Source organism: Sphingomonas donggukensis (assembly GCF_023674425.1).
In the GTDB taxonomy this organism is placed as follows: Bacteria; Pseudomonadota; Alphaproteobacteria; order Sphingomonadales; family Sphingomonadaceae; genus Sphingomonas; species Sphingomonas donggukensis.
Genome location: NZ_CP098401.1, coordinates 1,647,534 through 1,667,330, shown reverse-complemented (window position 1 = coordinate 1,667,330; position 19,797 = coordinate 1,647,534). Strand labels below are relative to the sequence as shown.

Sequence of the window (19,797 nt, the reverse complement as noted above, 5' to 3'; positions counted from 1 at the left end):
CAGCCCAACAGCAGCCGCCCACCCCTCTCCACCTCACCCTCGCCCCTCACACCAAGCCTTCCACCCCTCCGCCGTCCCCGCCGCTTCCCACTCGGCCTGCGCCTCGGCAATCCGCTTCGCCGCGGCGACCTGCACCGCCAGTCGCGCCTTGTCGTTATAGGCGTCGCGGCCGAAGCCGTTCTGGATGCGGGGCCTTCGCACGGGCGGGCGGGGCGGGGCGGCCTCCTTGGCCCATGCTTCCTCGCGGATCGTGGCGAGCAGGTCGCTGACTTCGCTGGCGTAGGGTTCGTCGCCGAGGGGCTCGCCGCGCGGGCCCATGCCGGTGGCGCGGTCGATCAGCGCCAGCGTGCGGCCGCCGGCGTCGAGGATCAGTTCGATGTGGGTGAGCTGGCGCAGGGTGAAGTCGGCGGCGACGACGCGGCCCTCCAGCCGCAGCCTGCGTTCTGCGCGGACCTTTGCCTCATAGCGTTTCAACAGCACCTCGTTGATGCGGTCGCTCTCGGCCTGGTCGGCCTCGGCGCGGTCTGCTTCCGTCTGGGCGGCTTCGGTCTGGGCGGCCGCGGCCTCTTCCCGCGCGATCGTGTCGGGGTGGCGGGTGCCGGTGGGGAGCGCGGCGAGGGCGCCGTAGCGGCGGGGCAGGTGGTGGCGCAGGATGAACATCAGCAGCCGATCGTTGTACCAGCGCTTCTCGCCGACCTGCTCGCCCTTCCAGAACACGGGGACGGGAACGCCCTCCCGCGCGCGTTCGATGGCGATGTCGGCGAGGCTCTGGACGCCGTGGTCGAGCGCGACTTCCCACGCCGCGGCGAAGCTTTCCGCGCCGGGCTGGCGACGGAGGTAATAGGCGCCCTCCGGACTCATGTTGATACGACCGGCGGCGGCCTTCACCGATCCGGTTTCCGCGAGCGCGGCGATGAAGGCGCGCTGGCGTTCGACGGTCCAGCCGTCATGCCGGTATTTCCGGGGGACGGGCTCGAACTCGCGGACCGGCCGCAGCGTAGGCACTCTGTTCTGCATGGCGCGCGCATATAACCATATCGGTTCGTGTAGGACAGGGGGTTCGTGCGCGCGCGCCTGTGGGCGCGGGGTGGCGCCGGCGTGCGCGCGCGATATAGCTGGGGCATGGGAGATGCCCGATGACCGCGATGTTCCGCCGACTGTCGATGCTCGCCGCGATGCTGGTCGCGATCGGTGCCGCGCCACCGCCCGCTGAGGGGCCGCGGGTGCTGGCGGCGGCGAGCCTGCAGGAATCGATGACCGCGGCGGCGGAGGCGTGGGCGCGCGCTGGTCACCCGCGACCGCGCGTGGCGTTCGCGGCGTCCTCGGCGCTGGCGCGGCAGGCGATGGCGGGGGCGCCGGCGGACCTGTTCGTGTCGGCGGACGAGGCATGGATGGACGTGCTGGAGCGCGGCGGACGGGTGCGGGCGGGGACGCGCGCCAACCTGCTCGGCAACCGGCTGGTGCTGGTGGCGCCGGCGGCGTCGCGGGTCGCGGTGCGGCTGGGGCGGGGCGGCAACCTCGCGGCGGTGCTGGGCACGGGGCGACTGGCGATGGCCGATCCGGCGGCGGTGCCGGCGGGGAAGTACGGGCAGGCGGCGCTGGAGCGGCTGGGCGACTGGCGCGCGGTGTCGGGCCGGGTGGTGCGGGCCGAGAACGTCCGCGCCGCGCTGGCGCTGGTCGAGCGGGGCGCGGCACCGCTGGGGGTGGTGTACGCCACCGACGCGCGGGCGTCGCGCGCGGTGCGGGTCGTCGCGGTGTTCCCGGCGGCGAGCCACCCGCCGATCCGCTATCCGATCGCGATCCTGAAGGGCGCGACGAGTGCGGACGCCGCGCCGTTCCGCGCGTTCCTGATGGGGCCGCGCGGGCGGGCGATCTTCGCGCGCTATGGGTTTGTCGTAAGGTGAGGCACCCGGGCCACAGTTTTCCGTTCGTTTCGAGCGTAGTCGAGAAACGCGAACGCGCGCCCGGGGCCGTTTCTCGACTGCGCTCGAAACGAACGGTCGGGGCATCGGCGCGATCATGCTGACGGCCGAGCAATGGGGGATCGTGGCGCTGTCGCTGAAGGTCGGCGGCGTTGCGGTGATCGCGACGTTGCCGGTGGCGTTCGCGCTGGCCTATCTGCTGGCGCGGGCGCGGTTTCCGGGGAAGCTGCTGGTCGATGCGGTCGTGCATCTGCCACTGGTGCTGCCGCCGGTGGTCACCGGATGGATGCTGCTGCTCGCCTTCGCGCCGGGGGGCGTGCTGGGGTTCGCGGGCGGGGGCGTGCTGTTTCGCTGGACGGGGGCCGCGATCGCGAGCGGGGTCATGGCGCTGCCGCTGATGGTGCGCGCGATCCGCCTGTCGATCGAGGGGGTGGACGCGCGGCTGGAGAATGCCGCGCGGACGCTGGGGGCGGGGCGGTGGCGGGTGTTCGCCAGCATAACGCTGCCGCTCAGCATCCCGGGCATCCTCGCCGCGACGATCCTCGGGTTCGCCCGCGCGCTGGGGGAGTTCGGCGCGACGATCACTTTCGTCAGCAATGTGCCCGGAGAGACCGACACGCTGCCGCTGGCCATCTACGCCGCGCTGCAGGTGCCGGGCGGGGAGGCGACCGCGTGGCGGCTGGCGGCGGTGTCGGTCGCGCTGTCGCTGGCCGCGCTGGTGGCTTCGGAGCTGATCGCGCGGCGCGCGGGGCGGGGGCAGCATGCGCTTTGACGTCGATGTCGCCGCCCGCGTGGGGGAGGCGGAGGTCGCCTGCGCCTTCGCCGCGGATGATGGCCTGACCGTGTTGTTCGGCCCGTCGGGGGCGGGGAAGACGAGCGTGCTGAACATGATTGCCGGGCTGCTCCCCCCGGCGCGCGGGCATGTGCGGGTCGGCGAGCGGACGCTGTTCGACGCTGCGGCGGGCGTGGACGTGCCGCCCGCGGCGCGGCGGATCGGCTATGTCTTCCAGGACTCGCGGCTGTTCCCGCACAAGCGGGTGCGCGCGAATTTGCTGTACGGCGCGGCGAGCGACGCGCGGCTGGCGGAGACGGTCGCCTTCCTCGGCATCGCGCACCTGCTTGATCGCTGGCCGAAGACGCTGTCGGGCGGAGAGGCGCGCCGCGTGGCGATCGGCCGGGCGCTGCTGAGCGATCCCGACATACTGTTGCTCGACGAGCCGCTGTCGTCGCTCGACGCGTCGCGCCGCGCCGAGATCGAGGGGGTGATCCTGACCCTGCGCGACACCGCGCGCCTGCCGATCGTGCTGGTGACGCACGATGCGGGGGAGGCGGAGCGGCTGGGGACGCAGGTGGTGGCGATGGGCTGAAGACGGGCGTTCGTCGTGTCTCACGCGCCGGTCAGGCCGCACTGCCGCCGCAATTGGCCGCGACACGAAAGCAGGTCATCGACGGGAGCCGGCATGCGGGGACTTGGTTTGCTGTGGCTCGCGTTCGTCCTGTGCCTCTCCGCGACCGACGCCGCCGCGCAGGCCCCCAGACACCCGATCACGATCGACGACGTGCTCGGCATGGAGCATGTCGACCGCGCCGTCTTCGCGCCGGATGGCGAATGGGCCGCGGTGGTGGTGCGGCGCGCGGCGACCGCCGACGAGGTTTACGGCCGCACCGCGTTCGAGGTCGATCCGGGGCGCAGCGACGTCTGGATCGTGTCGGCGAAAACCGGCGAGCGCCGGCGCATCACTGACGGCAAAGCGCGCGCGGCGGGATATTGGTGCGCCACCTGGTCGCCCGACGGTCGCCGCCTGGCAATGCTGTCGACGCAGCCCGAGGGCGCCGAGCCGCGCGGCGGCGACAACGTGCGGCTGTATGTGTGGGATCGCGCGAGCGGACGCCTGACGCGGCAGGGCGCCGCCGCGATGATGACGCAGACGCGCTACGGCAGCCCGCTGACCATGCCCGACCTGCGCGGCGGGGCCGATCGCGGGACGGTGCCGCATAGCTGTGCCGAGGAGGAAAATGCGCCCTTCGTCTGGCTCGACAACTACCGCATCCTCGCGGCCACGCTGCCGGCCGGGCGTGTCTCCGGACTGATCGATCAATATGGCCGCGCTTCGCGTGATGGTGTGCGCGATGCCGAGCGGGTGCGCGCCGGGCAGCAACCGACCGGCGTGGCGTTCGGCAGCGGTGCGGCGCAGGTGCCGGGTGACGCGGCCGAGCACACCATCCTGCGCATCGTCGATATCGCCACCGGCGCAGGCCACGAGGTTGCGCGGGTGCCCGTGTTTCCGCTGCTCGGCGCGATGAGCGTTGCCGTCTCGCCCGATGCCCGCCGCCTTGCCGTGCTGGCGACCACCGCCGCGCTGCCGCCGGTCGCGGGCAAACGACGCCCGTTCGTGTATGATGACATGTGGGCGGTCGAGCGGCGGCTGGGCTTCGTCGATCTGGCCGGCGGCGATGGCGTGCGCTGGGCGGTCCTGCCCGCCGCTGCGCGCTACCCGCTCGAACTCTATCACTGGTCGCCCGACAGCCGGCGGGTCGTGCTGCGCGCGCGAGCCGATTCGTTCGGCGACCGCACGCAACTCTACATCGTTCCCGCGTCGGGCGCCGGCGCGAGGGCGTTCGGCAGCGGGCCGATCGCGGTGGATACTGTTCGCACCGCGCCGACCGACGAGAGCCCGGTCGTCTGCGCGGATATCCGTGACATCCGTACTGGCTGGACACCGCGCACCGGCACCACACCGATCCGACGCTGCAAGCGGATCTAGGCCGCCCGAGGCCAGAAAAAAGCCGCCGCCCGGTGTCCCGGACGGCGGCTTTTTGTCTTGTCGAGTTCGCCACGCCGTCAGACGAAGCCGCTGTGCGCCGCGCCATCGGACGGAAACGGCTGCGCCGTTGCCACCGTCTGCCGTGGCGGGTTCCCGGATTGCTCGCGCAATCCGGGGCCGCCCGCGCCTCAGTCCTCGGTGTTCAGATACTCGCCGGCATCGGCGTCGGTGCCGGTACCGCTGGTGACGACCGCGGCGAGCGCGTCGTCGCCGGTGCCGGCTTCATCGCGGGTCGAGCGCATGGCTTCCGCCTCACGCTCCTGCTCGGCGGAGTCCGGCGCGATCACCATCGCTGCGGCCAGCGCGCGCTGCTGCGCACGCAGGGCTGCATCGCGGCTGGTGGCGGCGACGCGCATGCGATTCATGCCCGCACCCGTGCCCGCCGGGATAAGCCGGCCGACGATCACGTTCTCCTTCAGGCCGTTCAGGTTGTCGACCTTGCCCTGCACCGAAGCCTCGGTGAGCACGCGGGTCGTTTCCTGGAACGAGGCCGCCGAGATGAAGCTGCGGGTCTGCAGCGACGCCTTGGTGATGCCGAGCAGGACCGGCTTGCCCTGCGCACGCGCCTGCTTCTTGTCGAGCTTGGCGTTGTGCTCGTCCATCTCGTCGCGATCGACCTGCTCACCCTTCAGCAGCGTGGTGTCGCCGCCGTCGGTGATCTCGACCTTCTGCAGCATCTGGCGAACGATCACCTCGATGTGCTTGTCGTTGATCTTCACGCCCTGGAGTCGATAGACTTCCTGGATTTCCGACACGAGATATTCCGCCAGCGGCTCGATGCCGAGCACTTCCAGAATGTCGTGCGGGTCGGGCGAGCCGCCGATCAGATTGTCACCACGCTTGATGAAATCGCCTTCCTGAACGTCGATGACCTTCGACTTCGGGATCAGATATTCGACGATCTCGCTGCCATCCTCGGGCTGGATGCCGATCTTGCGCTTGGCCTTATAGTCCTTGCCGAACACGACCCGACCGGAAACCTTCGCGATGATCGCGTTTTCCTTGGGCGTGCGCGCCTCGAACAGTTCGGCGACGCGCGGCAGACCGCCGGTGATGTCGCGGGTCTTGGCGGATTCGCGCGCGACACGGGCAAGCACGTCGCCGGCCTGAACCGTCGCATTGTCCTCGACCGACAGCACCGCACCCGGCGCCAGCATGTAGCGCGCGGCATCGGCATCGCCGTTCTCACCGGTCAGGGTCAGGCGAGGACGCAGATCCTCCTTGGTCTTGGTGGTCGTGCGGTTCTCGGTCACGACGCGCTGGGTGATGCCCGTCGCTTCGTCGGCCTGCTCGGTCATCGTCTTGTTGTCGATCAGGTCCTGGTACTTCACGGTACCCGCCGTCTCGGTGATGACCGGCATGGTGAACGGATCCCATTCGGCCATACGGTCGCCGCGGGACACGATGTGCCCGTCGTCGAACAGCATGTAGGCGCCGTAGGGGATGCGATCCACCGACAGCTCGCGCCCGTCCATGTCGACGATCGCGACTTCGCCCGAACGGCTGAGCACCACGCGGCGCCCGCGCTGGTCCATGATGATGCGCAGGTCGCGGAACTCGACCGTGCCGTCGGCATGCGCCTCAAGGTTGGACGTTTCGTTGAGCTGTGCCGCACCGCCGATGTGGAAGGTACGCATGGTCAGCTGGGTGCCCGGCTCGCCGATCGACTGCGCCGCGATGACACCGACCGCTTCGCCGATGTTGACCGGCGTACCGCGGGCGAGGTCACGCCCGTAGCACTTGCCGCACACGCCGATCTTGGCCTCGCAGACCAGCGGGCTGCGAATCTTCATGCCGGGCACGTTCAGCGCCTCGATCTGCGTGATCATCGGCTCGTCGAGCAAGGTGCCCGACGGGATGACGACCTTGCCGTCCTTGTCGACCACGTCCTCGGCCGTGGTGCGGCCCAGGATACGCTCGCCGAGCGACGCGATCACGCTGCCGCCCTGGACGATCGCCTTCATCTCCAGCGCGCGCTCGGTCCCGCAATCCTCCTCCATGATGACGCAGTCCTGCGACACGTCGACCAGGCGGCGGGTGAGGTAGCCCGAGTTGGCGGTCTTCAGCGCGGTGTCCGCGAGGCCCTTGCGGGCGCCGTGGGTCGAGTTGAAGTATTCAAGGACGGTCAGGCCCTCCTTGAAGTTCGAGATGATCGGCGTCTCGATGATCTCGCCCGACGGCTTGGCCATCAGGCCGCGCATGCCGGCCAGCTGCTTGATCTGCGCCTGCGAGCCGCGGGCACCCGAGTGGGCCATCATGTAGATCGAGTTGATCGGCATCTCGCGACCCGTTTCCGGATCCTTCTTCACCGCCTTGATCTCGTCCATCATGGCGCTCGCCACCTGGTCGCCGCAACGGCTCCAGGCGTCGATCACCTTGTTGTACTTCTCTTGCTGCGTGATCAGGCCGTCCTGATACTGCTGCTCGAAGTCCTTCACGAGCGCCTTGGTCTCATCGACCATACCGACCTTCGCGTCCGGAATGATCATGTCGTCCTTGCCGAACGAGATGCCCGCCTTGAACGCGTGACGGAAGCCCAGTGCCATGATCGCGTCGGCGAACAGCACGGTCTCCTTCTGGCCGGTGTGGCGATACACCTCGTCGATCACGTCGCCGACGTCCTTCTTGGTGAGAAGGCGGTTGACGGTCTCGAACGGCACCTTGTGGCTCTGCGGCAGCGTCTCGCCCAGCAGCATGCGGCCCGGAGTCGTCTCGTAGCGCTTCAGGTACTGCTTGCCGTTCTCGTCGGTCTGCGGAACGCGGCTGACGATCTTGGTGTGGAGCGTGACCGCGCCGGCCTGCAGCGCCTGATGCACTTCCTGCATGTCGGAGATCAGCATGCCCTCGCCGGGCTCGCCTTCCTTCATCATCGACAGGTAATACAGGCCCAGCACCATGTCCTGCGACGGCACGATGATCGGCTTGCCGTTGGCGGGCGACAGGATGTTGTTGGTCGACATCATCAGGACGCGCGCTTCCAGCTGCGCTTCGAGGCTCAGCGGAACGTGGACGGCCATCTGGTCGCCGTCGAAGTCGGCGTTGAATGCCGAGCAGACGAGCGGGTGCAGCTGGATTGCCTTGCCCTCGATCAGCACCGGCTCGAACGCCTGGATGCCCAGGCGGTGGAGAGTCGGCGCGCGGTTCAGCATCACGGGATGCTCGCGGATCACTTCGTCCAGGATGTCCCAGACTTCCTTGCGCTCCTTCTCGACCCACTTCTTGGCCTGCTTCAGGGTCATCGACAGACCCTTGGCGTCGAGGCGCGCGTAGATGAACGGCTTGAACAGCTCGAGCGCCATCTTCTTTGGCAGGCCGCACTGATGCAGCTTCAGCTCCGGACCGGTCACGATGACCGATCGGCCCGAATAGTCGACGCGCTTGCCGAGCAGGTTCTGGCGGAAACGGCCCTGCTTGCCCTTGAGCATGTCGGACAGCGACTTCAGCGGACGCTTGTTGGCGCCGGTGATCGTGCGACCGCGGCGACCGTTGTCGAACAGCGCGTCGACGGCCTCCTGTAGCATGCGCTTCTCGTTGCGGACGATGATGTCCGGCGCGCGCAGTTCCATCAGTCTTTTCAGACGGTTATTGCGATTGATGACGCGGCGATACAGGTCGTTCAGATCCGACGTCGCGAAACGACCGCCGTCCAGCGGCACCAGCGGGCGCAGCTCGGGCGGGATGACCGGCACGACGTCGAGGATCATCCACTCCGGGCGGTTGCCCGAATCGATGAAGCTCTCGACGACCTTCAGGCGCTTGATGATCTTCTTGGGCTTCAGCTCGGACTTCGTCGTCGCCAGTTCCTCAAGAAGCTCCTTGCGCTCACCCTCGAGGTCGAGGTCCATGAGCATGATCTTGACCGCTTCCGCGCCGATGCCGGCGGTGAAGGCGTCCTCGCCATATTCGTCCTGTGCGTCGAGCAGCTCGTCCTCGGTCAGCAGCTGGAACTTCTCCAGCGGCGTCAGGCCCGGCTCGGTGACGATATAGCTCTCGAAATACAGCACGCGCTCGAGCTGCTTCAACTGCATGTCGAGCAGCAGGCCGATGCGGCTCGGCAGCGACTTCAGGAACCAGATGTGCGCCACGGGAGCTGCGAGCTCGATATGGCCCATCCGCTCGCGGCGGACCTTCGACACGGTTACCTCGACGCCGCACTTTTCGCAGACGATGCCCTTGTACTTCATGCGCTTGTACTTGCCGCACAGGCACTCGTAGTCCTTGATCGGACCGAAAATGCGCGCGCAGAACAGGCCGTCACGCTCGGGCTTGAACGTGCGGTAGTTGATCGTCTCGGGCTTCTTGATCTCGCCGAACGACCAGCTGCGGATGCGGTCGGGCGAGGCGATGCCGATCTGGATCTGGTCGAAGGTCTCGGGCTTCGCGATCGGATTGGCGAAATTGGTCAGTTCGTTCATTTGTCGCTTCCCTTATGTGGGGAAAAAATCTGCTGGTTCGATTTATCGACCCAGGCTCCGAAATGTTTGCGGCTCAGTCCGTAGCAGATCGCTCCACCAGCAAAGACCAATCCGAAGATCAGCAGCTGGATCGCAATGCCATCTTGGAACCAGGCAATCAGACCTGACCAAAATAACAACTGCGCGACCACAGCTACTGTCTTCCAGTCCATGCGTTACTCCGCCGCCTGCGCCAGCGGTTCGCCGTCGGCGTCGAGTTCGTTGTTCTTCAACTCGACGTTCAGACCCAGCGAGCGCATTTCCTTGACGAGCACGTTGAAGCTCTCCGGAATGCCGGCCTCGAAGGTGTCGTCGCCCTTGACGATCGCTTCGTACACCTTGGTGCGGCCGACGACGTCGTCCGACTTCACCGTCAGCATTTCCTGCAAGGTGTACGCCGCGCCGTAGGCCTGGAGCGCCCAGACCTCCATCTCGCCGAAACGCTGTCCGCCGAACTGCGCCTTGCCGCCCAGCGGCTGCTGGGTGACGAGGCTGTACGGCCCGATCGAACGCGCGTGGATCTTGTCGTCGACCAGATGGTGGAGCTTCAGCATGTAGATGATGCCGACGGTGACCTTGCGGTCGAAGGCATCGCCCGTGCGCCCGTCGTACAGCACCGACTGGCCCGACGTATCGAGGCCCGCCAGCTCCAGCATCGCCGACACGTCGCTTTCGCGCGCGCCGTCGAACACGGGCGTGCCCATCGGGACGCCGGTGCGGATGTTGTGCACCAGCTCGGCGACCTGCTCGGGGGTGCGCGACTGGATGTCCTCGGCATAATGGTCGCCGTAGATCTCGACCAGGCGATCCTTCACCGCCGCGGGCATCTCGCCCGCCTGCGCATCCGGGTTTGCCTCTCGCCAGTCCTCCAGCGCCGATGCGACCTGCATACCCAGGTTGCGCGCGGCCCAGCCGAGATGCGTCTCGAAGATCTGCCCGACGTTCATGCGCGAGGGCACGCCGAGCGGATTGAGCACCAGGTCGACCGGCGTCCCGTCGGCGAGGAACGGCATGTCCTCCGCCGGCAGGATGCGCGAGATCACGCCCTTGTTGCCGTGACGGCCGGCCATCTTGTCGCCCGGCTGCAGCTTGCGCTTCACCGCGACGAAGACCTTGACCATCTTGAGCACGCCCGGCGGCAGCTCGTCGCCCCGCTCCAGCTTCTCGCGGCGGTCGTGGAACTTGTCCTGGATGCGCTTGGCGGCTTCGTCATACTGCGCCTTAACGGCTTCCAGGTTCGACTGGACCGTGTCGTCGGCGACCGAGAACTTCCACCACTCATGGCGATCGACGCCGTCGAGCAGATCCTGGTCGATGGCGACGCCCTTCTTGATGCCCTTCGGCGCCGCGGTCGCGGTCTGGCCGATCAGCATGTCGCGCAGACGGCTCCACGTCGCGCGGTTCAGGATCGTGCGCTCATCGTCCGAGTCCTTCTTCAGGCGCTCGATCTCCTCGCGCTCGATCGCCATCGCGCGCTCGTCCTTGTCGATGCCGTGGCGGTTGAAGACGCGGACGTCGACGACCGTGCCCGACACGCCCGGCGGCAGGCGCAGCGACGTGTCGCGCACGTCGGACGCCTTCTCGCCGAAGATGGCGCGGAGCAGCTTCTCCTCCGGCGTCATCGGCGATTCACCCTTGGGGGTGATCTTGCCGGCCAGGATGTCGCCCGGCTCCACTTCGGCGCCGATGTAGACGATGCCCGCCTCGTCGAGGTTGCGCAGCGCCTCCTCGCCGACGTTCGGGATGTCGCGGGTGATGTCCTCCGGCCCGAGCTTCGTGTCGCGGGCCATCACCTCGAACTCGTCGATGTGGATCGACGTGAACACGTCGTCCTTCACGATCCGCTCGCTGATGAGGATCGAGTCCTCGTAGTTGTAGCCATTCCACGGCATGAACGCGACGAGCGCGTTGCGCCCGAGCGCCAGCTCGCCGAACTCGGTCGAAGGACCGTCGGCCAGCACGTCGCCGGCGGCGACCACGTCGCCCACCTTCACCAGCGGTCGCTGGTTGATGCAGGTCGACTGGTTGGACCGCTGGAACTTCATCAGCGTGTAGATGTCGACGCCCGACTGGCCGGCGTCGATCTCACCGCTGGCGCGGATCACGATGCGCGCGGCCTCGACCTGATCGACGATACCGGCGCGGCGGGCCGAGATGGCGGCGCCCGAATCGCGCGCGACCGTCTCCTCCATGCCGGTGCCGACGAACGGCGCCTCGGCCTGGACCAGCGGCACCGCCTGGCGCTGCATGTTCGAACCCATCAGCGCGCGGTTGGCGTCGTCGTTTTCCAGGAACGGGATGAGCGACGCGGCGACCGACACCAGCTGCTTGGGGCTCACGTCCATCAGCGTGATCTGCTCGGGCAGCGCCATCAGGAACTCGCCCGCCTGACGCGCCGACACCAGTTCCTCGGTGAAGCGGTTGGCGTCGTCGAGGTCGGCGTTGGCCTGCGCGATGGTGTGCTTGGCCTCCTCCATCGCCGACAGATAGACGACGTCGTTGGTCACCGCGCCGTCGACGATGCGGCGGTAGGGCGTCTCGATGAAGCCGTACTTGTTGACGCGGCTGAAGCTCGCCAGCGAGTTGATGAGGCCGATGTTCGGGCCTTCCGGCGTCTCGATCGGGCAGATGCGGCCGTAATGGGTCGGATGCACGTCGCGGACTTCGAAGCCCGCGCGCTCACGCGTCAGACCGCCCGGCCCGAGCGCCGAGACGCGACGCTTGTGCGTCACTTCGGACAGCGGATTGGTCTGATCCATGAACTGCGACAGCTGCGACGAGCCGAAGAACTCGCGCACTGCGGCAACCGCGGGCTTGGCATTGATCAGGTCGTTCGGCATGACCGTCGACACGTCGACCGACGACATGCGCTCCTTGACCGCGCGCTCCATGCGGAGAAGCCCGACGCGGTACTGGTTCTCCAGCAGCTCGCCGACCGAACGGACACGGCGGTTGCCGAGATTGTCGATATCGTCGACTTCGCCCTTGCCGTCCTTCAGGTCGACCAAAGTCTTCACGACCGCCAGGATGTCCTCGATGCGCAGCGTCGTCATCGTGTCGGGCGCGTCGAGATCGAGGCGCATGTTGAGCTTCACGCGGCCCACCGCCGACAGATCGTAGCGTTCCGGATCGAAGAACAGGCCGGCGAACAGCGCCTCTGCCGTCTCCAGCGTCGGCGGCTCGCCGGGGCGCATGACGCGGTAGATGTCGCTGAGCGCCTGCTCGCGCTCCTCGGCCTTGTCGGCCTTCAGCGTGTTGCGGATCCACGGCCCGGTCGACATGTGGTCGATGTCGAGCAGCTCGATGCGCTCGATCCCGGCCTTGTCCAGCAGTTCCAGGTTCTCGGCCGAAACCTCGTCGCCCGCCTCGATATAGATCTGGCCGGTCTTCTCGTTGATCAGGTCATAGGCCGAATAGCGTCCGAAGATTTCCTCGGTCGGGATCAGCAGGTCAGTCAGGCCGTCCTTGGCCGCCTTGTTCGCGGCGCGCGGCGAAATCTTCTGGGCGGCGGGGAACACGACCTCGCCCGACTTCGCATCGACGATATCGAACGACGGCTTCGCGCCGCGCCAGTTCTCCGGCGCGAACGGGATCTGCCAGCCGCCCGAACCGCGGACGAAGGTCACGCGGTTGTAGAAATGGTTGAGGATTTCCTCGCCCGACATGCCGAGCGCGTACAGCAGCGTCGTGACCGGCAGCTTGCGCTTGCGGTCGATGCGGACGTTGACGATGTCCTTGGCGTCGAATTCGAAGTCGAGCCACGAACCGCGATACGGGATGACGCGCGCGGCGAACAGGAACTTGCCCGACGAATGGGTCTTGCCGCGATCATGGTCGAACAGGACGCCCGGCGAGCGGTGCATCTGGCTGACGATCACGCGCTCGGTGCCGTTGATGAAGAAGGTGCCGTTGCCCGTCATCAGGGGCATGTCGCCCATGTAGACGTCCTGCTCCTTGATATCGATGACCGACTTGGCTTCGGTATCGGGATCAACCTCGAACGCGGTCAGGCGCAGCGTGACGCGCATCGGGGCGGCATAGGTGATGCCGCGCTGGCGGCATTCCTCGACGTCGAACTTCGGATCCTCGAGAACATAATCGTCGAAGTCGAGATAGGCGGTGCCCGCGAAATCCTGGATCGGGAAGACGCTGCGCAGCGTCTTTTCCAGGCCCGAGACATGGCCCGTCGACTTGTCGGAGCGCAGGAACTGCTCATAGCTTTCGCGCTGAACCTCGATCAGGTTCGGCATCTGCACCACTTCGTGGATGTCGCCGAAGACCTTGCGGATGCGGCGCTTGGTGGTGCCGCCCGGTACGATCGCTTTAGTCGCCATGAAATTCCTGCCTCGTCAGCCGTCTAGCCCCGGATCAGACCCGCGGGGCGCGGACGCAGCACAGGACGCCAAAAGGGCGCTCGCATCCCATCTTCGGGATCCGGCACCTTTTCGAGAGCGTCCTGTATCAGAACCGCCAGTCTCCATTCGTACGATGCGCTGCGCGACGGCGCATCATGTCCCGAAACTGTGGTAGGAGACGCCATATAGGTGCGCCGCAACATCGTGTCAAACCGGCGACGATTTCTCAGTTCATCGACAGATAAGCACGGTTCGGCGCTAAAACGATCCGTTTCGGGGCCGGAATCTTCGGCTGGTTCATTGTCACAGCGATATGAAACAGGATCGAACCCCCGCCCGCCGCGCGGCTTGGCTGCTGCTTGCCGCCCCCGCGCTTTTGGTCACGCCTGCCTATGCGCAGGACACTCCGCAGACCGCGCCGCCGCCGGTGCAGCGCACCGTGCCCGACGCGCCCGCGCCGGTCACGCAGGCCGCTCCGACGCCGACGACCGACACCACGTCGACCACGTCGCGCACCACGATCGCGCCCGGAGCGCGTGAGGTTGTCGACGAGGCGCGGATCGCGGCGCAGCGCGCGGCACCCGCGCGTCAGGCGAGCCGGGCGCCCGCCCGTGCGATGCGGACGGTGACGACGCGCACCACCACGGCGCGGGCCCCGGCTGCTGCCGCGCCGGTCGCCGCACCGGCGCCGGCGCCCGTCGCCGCTGCGCCCGCCACCGACCCGATCGCGCCGCCCCCCGCCACCGATCCGGTTGCGCCGACCGCGAACGACGCGACTGCACCGGTGGAGGCGCCCGTCGCAGCCGATACGCGCACGACGACGACCGAGACCGGCGGCGCGCCGCTGTGGCCGCTGGTGCTGATCGCGGGCCTCATCATCCTGGCCGGTGCCGGGTACGCGATGTGGAGCCGCCGCCGCCGCGCGCAGGCCGAGCTGTATGAGGCGGAGCCTGCGTATTACGAGGAGCCGGTGGCCTATGCCGAGCCGGTCGAGGAGCCTGCCTATGTCGCTCCGGTTGCAGCAGCAGCACCCATTGCCGCAGCCCCGCTGATGGCGCGTGACACCGCGACAGACGTCGAGTCCGTCGCGGCAGAGGATGCGACGCTGACCGAGGCGGAGGCCGAGGAAGTCGCCGCGCTGACCGGCGGTACCGCGCCGGTGTCCAACCGCCCGTGGCTCGAATTCGCGATGCGCCCGGTGCGCGCGGGAACCAGCGCCGACGAGGCGGTGGTCGAGATCGAGCTGACCGTCGCCAATTCGGGCAGCCAGGCCGCGCGCAACGTTCGCGTCTCCGCCTTCATGCTGAGCGACCGCGAGGCGACCGACATGGAGCGTCTGCTGCTCGACCGCCCGGGTGATGCCGCGGTCGATCCGGTGACGATCGAGCCGGGCGAGGGCGCCCGCATCGATGCGACGCTGGCGGCTCTGAAGGCCGACATCGGCGAGGAAGGCGCGTTTTCGCCCGTCGTGATTGCGGATGCCCGCTACACCCTGCCCGACGGCAGCGAAGGGCGCACCTTCGCGTCGTTCGTGGTCGGGATCACCCGCGAAGGTGGCGAAATCTCGCCGATCGACCTGGCCGACAGGGTGATGCGCGAAGACATAGAGGCGCGCCTCCACGGCCAGCCGCAACACGCCTGATACTCCCGAAAGGGATGTAACCGCGGCCCGCTCCTCGCTTGCGAGGGGCGGGCCGTTTGGTTTGCGGCGCAGAAGAAGGAATGGTTCAGGGAAGGCACGAAGGCGCGAAGGAGTAGCAGGATTGTTCACGCGGAGACGCGGAGATTGTGTGGCGTGTCCCACCTTCCGCGAAGCGGCCTCAGCTCTTTTGTGACTGAGGCGATAAGCGCGCTCCGCGCGATACATTCCTTCGCGTCTCCGCGCCTCCACGTGAACAAATCTTCTTCGCGCCTTCGCGCCTTCCCTGAACCATTCCTTCTCCCCTTGCGCCGCCCCCACGCACACGCCTAGCTTCGCAACCATTCCTCCCCCGGAGCCCGTACGCCCATGACCAAGTTCTTCCTGCTCGCCGCCACCGCGCTCGCCGTCACGCCTCTCGCCGCGCAGCAGACCGCGCCCGCGGGCGGGGACGTGCCGGCGAACTACAGCGTGCCCAAGACGAACTACGATTACGACAAGCGCGTGGTCATGGTGCCGATGCGCGACGGGACGAAGCTGTACACCGTCATCGTCGTGCCCAAGGGCGCGAAGGATGCGCCGATCGTGCTGACGCGCACGCCGTACAACGCCGCGGGCCGCGCCAACCGCATGGACAGCCCGAAGATGCTCTCCGCCCTGCCGCTCGCCGACGAGGCGTTCGTGAAGGACGGCTATATCCGCGTCTATCAGGACGTCCGCGGCAAATACGGGTCGGAGGGCGACTATGTCGTGACGCGGCCCGTCATCGGCGCGCTCAATCCGACCAAAGTCGATCACGTCACCGACGCCTATGACACGATCGACTGGCTGGTGAACAAGGCCAATCTGCCCGAATCGAACGGCAAGGTCGGGATGATCGGGTCGAGCTACGAGGGGTTCACCGTCGTCATGGCGCTGCTCGCCCCGCACCCGGCGCTGAAGGTCGCCGCGCCCGAAAGCCCGATGATCGACGGCTGGATGGGCGACGACTGGTTCCACTACGGCGCCTTCCGCCTCGCCAACATCGCCTGGCTGGGCGGGCAGACCGGGTTCAAGGGCGCGGGCAAGGCGCCTCCGACTGGCGGTTACGACGACTACGACAACTTCCGCACGGGCTCCGCGGGCGACTGGGCAAAGCGCGCCGGCTACGACACGCTGCCCTACTGGCAGCGGATGCAGGCGCATCCCGATTACGACGCGTTCTGGCAGGGCCAGGCGCTCGACAAGCTGCTCGCGGCCAATCCCTCCAACGTGCCGACCATCTGGGAACAGGGGCTGTGGGATCAGGAGGACATGTACGGCGCCATTACCGCGTGGGAGGCGTTGAAGGCCAAGGGGAAGCTCGGCAACAATTTCCTGGTCATGGGGCCGTGGCGGCATAGCCAGATCAACCGCGAGGGGCGCGAGCTCGGGCCGTTCAAATGGGACGGCGACACCGCGCAGCAGTTCCGCGAGCAGATGGTGCTGCCGCTGTTCAACCAGTATCTGAAGGACGGGCCGGCGGCGAACCTGCCGCAGGCTGCGATCTACAACACCGGCGAGAACAAGTGGGACCGGCTGACCCAATGGCCGCTGGCGTGCGAGAGCGGGTGCGCCGCGCCGCTGAAGCCCATCTATCTGCAGATGGGCGGCAAGCTCGGCTGGGAGAAGGGCGGGGCCGGCGGTGACAGCTATGTCTCCGATCCCGCCAAGCCCGTCCCGCACCTGCCACGCCCGGTCAATTTCGGGGACGGGCGCTGGGGCGACTGGCTGGTCAGCGACCAGCGCCATGCCGATGGCCGCACCGACGTGATGACCTACCAGACCGACGTGCTGACCGCCCCCGTCCGCGTGTCGGGCGCGCCGTTTGCGGAGATTTTCGCCAAGACCACCGGCACCGACGGCGATTTCGTGGTGAAGGTGATCGACGTGTTCCCCGACGAGGTCGCGAGCGATCCGAAGATGGGCGGATACCAGTTGCCGATCAGCCTCGACATCTTCCGCGGACGCTACCGCGACAGCTTCGCCAAGCCCTCTGCGATCCCCGCAGGCAAGGTCCAGAAATACCGCTTCCGCCTGCCGACCGTGAACCACGTCTTCCAGCCCGGCCACCGCATCATGGTGCAGGTCCAGTCGAGCCTGTTCCCCCTCTACGATCGCAACCCGCAGACCTATGTGCCCAACATCTTCCTGGCGAAGCCGTCGGACTACCAGCCCGCGACCGTTACGCTGGAACGCGGTGGCACGCAGGCGAGCGCGGTGTGGCTGCCGGTGGTGGCGGTGGACCAGAGGGGAGTGATGGCGCGGTAGTCGGCGCGGACCCGCCGCGGCGGGGAGCGGGATCGAGGGGCATCTGGCAATGCGTCCGCACCGATCGCTTGCTCGCACGCACCACGGCGTTACGCTGATGTCTAAAGACCGTGAGGGGGCGCAATGTTCACTGCACTTGCCGTGACAGCCATATTCCTTGCGGATGTCGCGACCGGGTCCGAGCCTTCGACCGCGCGCTGGTCTTTGCAGGTAAAGCCGGGCCGTTGCAGCCTGGAGAGGCAAGGTCCTGGAACGGTGTCCGCCGTAGCAATCGACACGACGCCCGGAAGCGACAGCTATCGTTTGGCAATCGTGGGCGACGTGCGTGGGGCGTCTGCCTCTCTAGCCCCCGCCTCGCTGACCTTTGCACCATCACAGCAGGTCACGACGGGCTTCGTCAGGGCGGTGAAGCCGTCGAGCACCACCCCGGTTCTGCTGATGCAAGGCTTGCCACCTTCGGTGCTGGACGGTCTGTCTGGTGCCTCCGCCGTGACCGTGAATGTCAAGGCGGGAGGGACGATGTCCGTGGCACTCATCGGCACCGCCAAGGCCGTCGAAGCTCTGCGCAAATGCAGTGCCGATCAGCTCGTTGAATGGGGCGCTGATCCTGCGCAGTTCCTACCTGGCGGCACAATGCCGATCGCGCTGAAGCCTCGTGACGACTGGATTTCGAACAGTGAGCTTTTGAAGCTTGCGCGCCAGACAAGGCGACCTGTGGTCGACGACGACTTCCGCCTGATCGTGGCAACCGATGGGCGCATCTCCGAGTGTCACGCTTTGGCAGAAGCCACCGAATCGGAATTCGCCAAGGTCGCCTGCGCCGCCGTTATGGGAAGAAAATTACTCAACCCGGCAAGAGACGCCAGCGGCAACGCCGTCCTGGGCGCTGTGACGTTCCGGGTGAGCCTTGTGCGCAGCCCATCCTAGACTCCGCCTTGGATCTTGTCGCTTTTTGCGAATGCACGGTGATTTGGACAGCTCCCCACTCGATCCCGAACATTGACCTTCCCACGGCATCGTCCGACAGGCGACGCATGATCGCATCGAACGCCAACCTCACCGCCGCCCGCCAGAGTTTCGTCACCCATCTCGAATGTTCGATGACGGGCGAGCGGTACGAGGCCGATACGCTCCACGGGCTCTCGGCGGTCGGGCGGCCGTTGCTGGTGCGCTACGACCTCGACGGCGTTCGCGGGGCGATGACGAAGGACGTGCTCAGCCGCCGGCCTGCCGACCTGTGGAAGTACCGCGAACTGCTCCCCGTCCGCTCGCCCGACAACATCGTCAGCCTGGGCGAGCAGGAAACCCCGCTCGTCACGCTCGACCGGGTCGGCGCCAAGCGTGGTGCTCGCGCGCCGATCGTCAAGGACGAGGGGCGGTTGCCCACCGGCAGCTTCAAGGCGCGCGGGCTGGTGATGGCGGTCAGCATGGCCAAGGCGCTGGGGGTGCAGACCATCGCCATGCCGACCAATGGCAATGCGGGCGCCGCTGCCGCCGCCTATGCCACCCGCGCCGGCATCGAGATGGTCGTGTTGTGCCCAGACGACACGCCCGAGATCAACGTGCGCGAGATCGCGGCGCAGGGGGCCCGCGTGTACCGCGTCAACGGCCTGATCGACGATTGCGGCGCCATCGTTGGCGCGGCGTGCAAGGCGAACGGCTGGTTCGATTTTTCGACCCTGAAGGAGCCGTATCGGATCGAGGGCAAGAAGACGATGGGGCTGGAACTGGCCGAGCAGCTCGGCTGGGAGATGCCCGACGCGATCTTCTACCCGACCGGCGGCGGCACCGGCCTGATCGGCATGTGGAAGGCGTTTGACGAGCTTGAGGCGCTGGGCTTCATCGGCGCCGAACGCCCGCGCATGTATGCGGTGCAGGCAGAGGGCTGCGCACCGATGGTCCGCGCGTTCGAGGCGGGCGTCGAGCACGCCGATCGCTGGGAGGACGCACACACCGTCGCCGCGGGCATCCGCGTGCCCAAGGCGGTCGGCGACTTCCTGATCCTGCGCGCGGTGCGCGACAGCGGCGGCGCGGCGCTGGCGGTGAGCGATGCCGCGCTGCTGGCGGCGGTGGACGAGGCCGCGGGCGACGGCCTGCTACTGTGTCCGGAGGGGGGCGCGACGCTCGCCGCCTACGACCGCGCGCTCGACGCGGGAAAGGTCGGGCGCGACGAGCGCGTCGTGCTGTTCAACTGCGCGACCGGCCTGAAATACCCGATGCCCGACAAGTCGCGCACGATCGACCGCCACGCCGCGATCGACTTCGCGAGCCTGTAAGCCCATGCAGCCGATGTTCAGCTTGCCCGCCCTAGCG

12 protein-coding genes are annotated in these 19,797 nt (G+C 67.6%); 8 read left to right on the top strand and 4 right to left on the bottom strand.

The annotated features are described in order from the left end of the window. Nucleotides 1-33: 33 nt before the first annotated feature. Nucleotides 34-1,005 carry a hypothetical protein gene (locus M9980_RS08205; RefSeq protein WP_250749024.1) on the bottom strand — a complete coding sequence of 324 codons (972 nt, stop codon included), beginning with the start codon at nucleotides 1,003-1,005 and terminating at the stop codon, nucleotides 34-36. 131 nt (nucleotides 1,006-1,136) lie between these two features. Between M9980_RS08205 and modA the strand changes: the two genes are divergently transcribed. From modA to M9980_RS08185, 4 genes are all read left to right on the top strand, one after another. Beyond that, nucleotides 1,137-1,904: a molybdate ABC transporter substrate-binding protein gene (modA, locus tag M9980_RS08200; RefSeq protein ID WP_250749021.1), complete on the top strand. Its 768-nt coding sequence runs from the start codon at nucleotides 1,137-1,139 to the stop codon at nucleotides 1,902-1,904. A 115-nt stretch (nucleotides 1,905-2,019) separates the two neighbouring features. Continuing rightward, nucleotides 2,020-2,694, top strand: a complete 675-nt coding sequence (gene modB, locus M9980_RS08195) for a molybdate ABC transporter permease subunit (RefSeq protein ID WP_250749018.1) — start codon at nucleotides 2,020-2,022, stop codon at nucleotides 2,692-2,694. Continuing rightward, nucleotides 2,684-3,289, top strand: coding sequence for an ATP-binding cassette domain-containing protein (locus M9980_RS08190; protein WP_250749003.1), 606 nt, complete (start codon nucleotides 2,684-2,686; stop codon nucleotides 3,287-3,289). The genes modB and M9980_RS08190 overlap by 11 nt, the downstream gene beginning before the upstream one ends. 93 nt (nucleotides 3,290-3,382) lie before the next feature. Continuing rightward, nucleotides 3,383-4,687: a TolB family protein gene (locus M9980_RS08185; RefSeq protein WP_250748988.1), complete on the top strand. Its 1,305-nt coding sequence runs from the start codon at nucleotides 3,383-3,385 to the stop codon at nucleotides 4,685-4,687. 188 nt (nucleotides 4,688-4,875) lie between these two features. On the opposite strand, the gene rpoC is transcribed toward M9980_RS08185, so the two are convergent. Genes rpoC through rpoB form a run of 3 tightly spaced genes read right to left on the bottom strand, consistent with a single transcriptional unit; the run spans nucleotide 4,876 to nucleotide 13,535 of the window. Continuing rightward, nucleotides 4,876-9,162 (bottom strand): DNA-directed RNA polymerase subunit beta', encoded by a 4,287-nt coding sequence (rpoC, locus tag M9980_RS08180; RefSeq protein WP_250748986.1) that lies wholly within the window; start codon nucleotides 9,160-9,162, stop codon nucleotides 4,876-4,878. Beyond that, the gene (locus tag M9980_RS08175) at nucleotides 9,159-9,374 is read right to left on the bottom strand and encodes a hypothetical protein (protein ID WP_250748983.1); all 216 of its coding nucleotides are present in this window, start codon (nucleotides 9,372-9,374) and stop codon (nucleotides 9,159-9,161) included. Before M9980_RS08175 ends, rpoC begins: the two co-directional genes overlap by 4 nt. A 3-nt stretch (nucleotides 9,375-9,377) precedes the next feature. Continuing rightward, nucleotides 9,378-13,535 carry a DNA-directed RNA polymerase subunit beta gene (gene rpoB, locus M9980_RS08170; protein ID WP_250748980.1) on the bottom strand — a complete coding sequence of 1,386 codons (4,158 nt, stop codon included), beginning with the start codon at nucleotides 13,533-13,535 and terminating at the stop codon, nucleotides 9,378-9,380. Nucleotides 13,536-13,869: 334 nt separating this feature from the next. Here rpoB and M9980_RS08165 point away from each other — a divergent pair, with 334 nt between their 5' ends. The 4 genes from M9980_RS08165 (at nucleotide 13,870) to M9980_RS08150 (ending at nucleotide 19,760) form a co-directional block, all read left to right on the top strand. Continuing rightward, nucleotides 13,870-15,198, top strand: coding sequence for a hypothetical protein (locus M9980_RS08165; RefSeq protein ID WP_250748978.1), 1,329 nt, complete (start codon nucleotides 13,870-13,872; stop codon nucleotides 15,196-15,198). 366 nt (nucleotides 15,199-15,564) lie between these two features. Further along, a complete protein-coding gene (locus M9980_RS08160; RefSeq protein ID WP_250748975.1) occupies nucleotides 15,565-17,484 on the top strand; it encodes a CocE/NonD family hydrolase in 1,920 nt (639 codons plus the stop codon). Between the two features lie 123 nt (nucleotides 17,485-17,607). Continuing rightward, nucleotides 17,608-18,411, top strand: a complete 804-nt coding sequence (locus tag M9980_RS08155; protein WP_250748961.1) for a hypothetical protein — start codon at nucleotides 17,608-17,610, stop codon at nucleotides 18,409-18,411. Nucleotides 18,412-18,518: 107 nt separating this feature from the next. Next, the gene (locus tag M9980_RS08150; protein ID WP_422921348.1) at nucleotides 18,519-19,760 is read left to right on the top strand and encodes a threonine synthase; all 1,242 of its coding nucleotides are present in this window, start codon (nucleotides 18,519-18,521) and stop codon (nucleotides 19,758-19,760) included. Nucleotides 19,761-19,797: the final 37 nt, after the last annotated feature.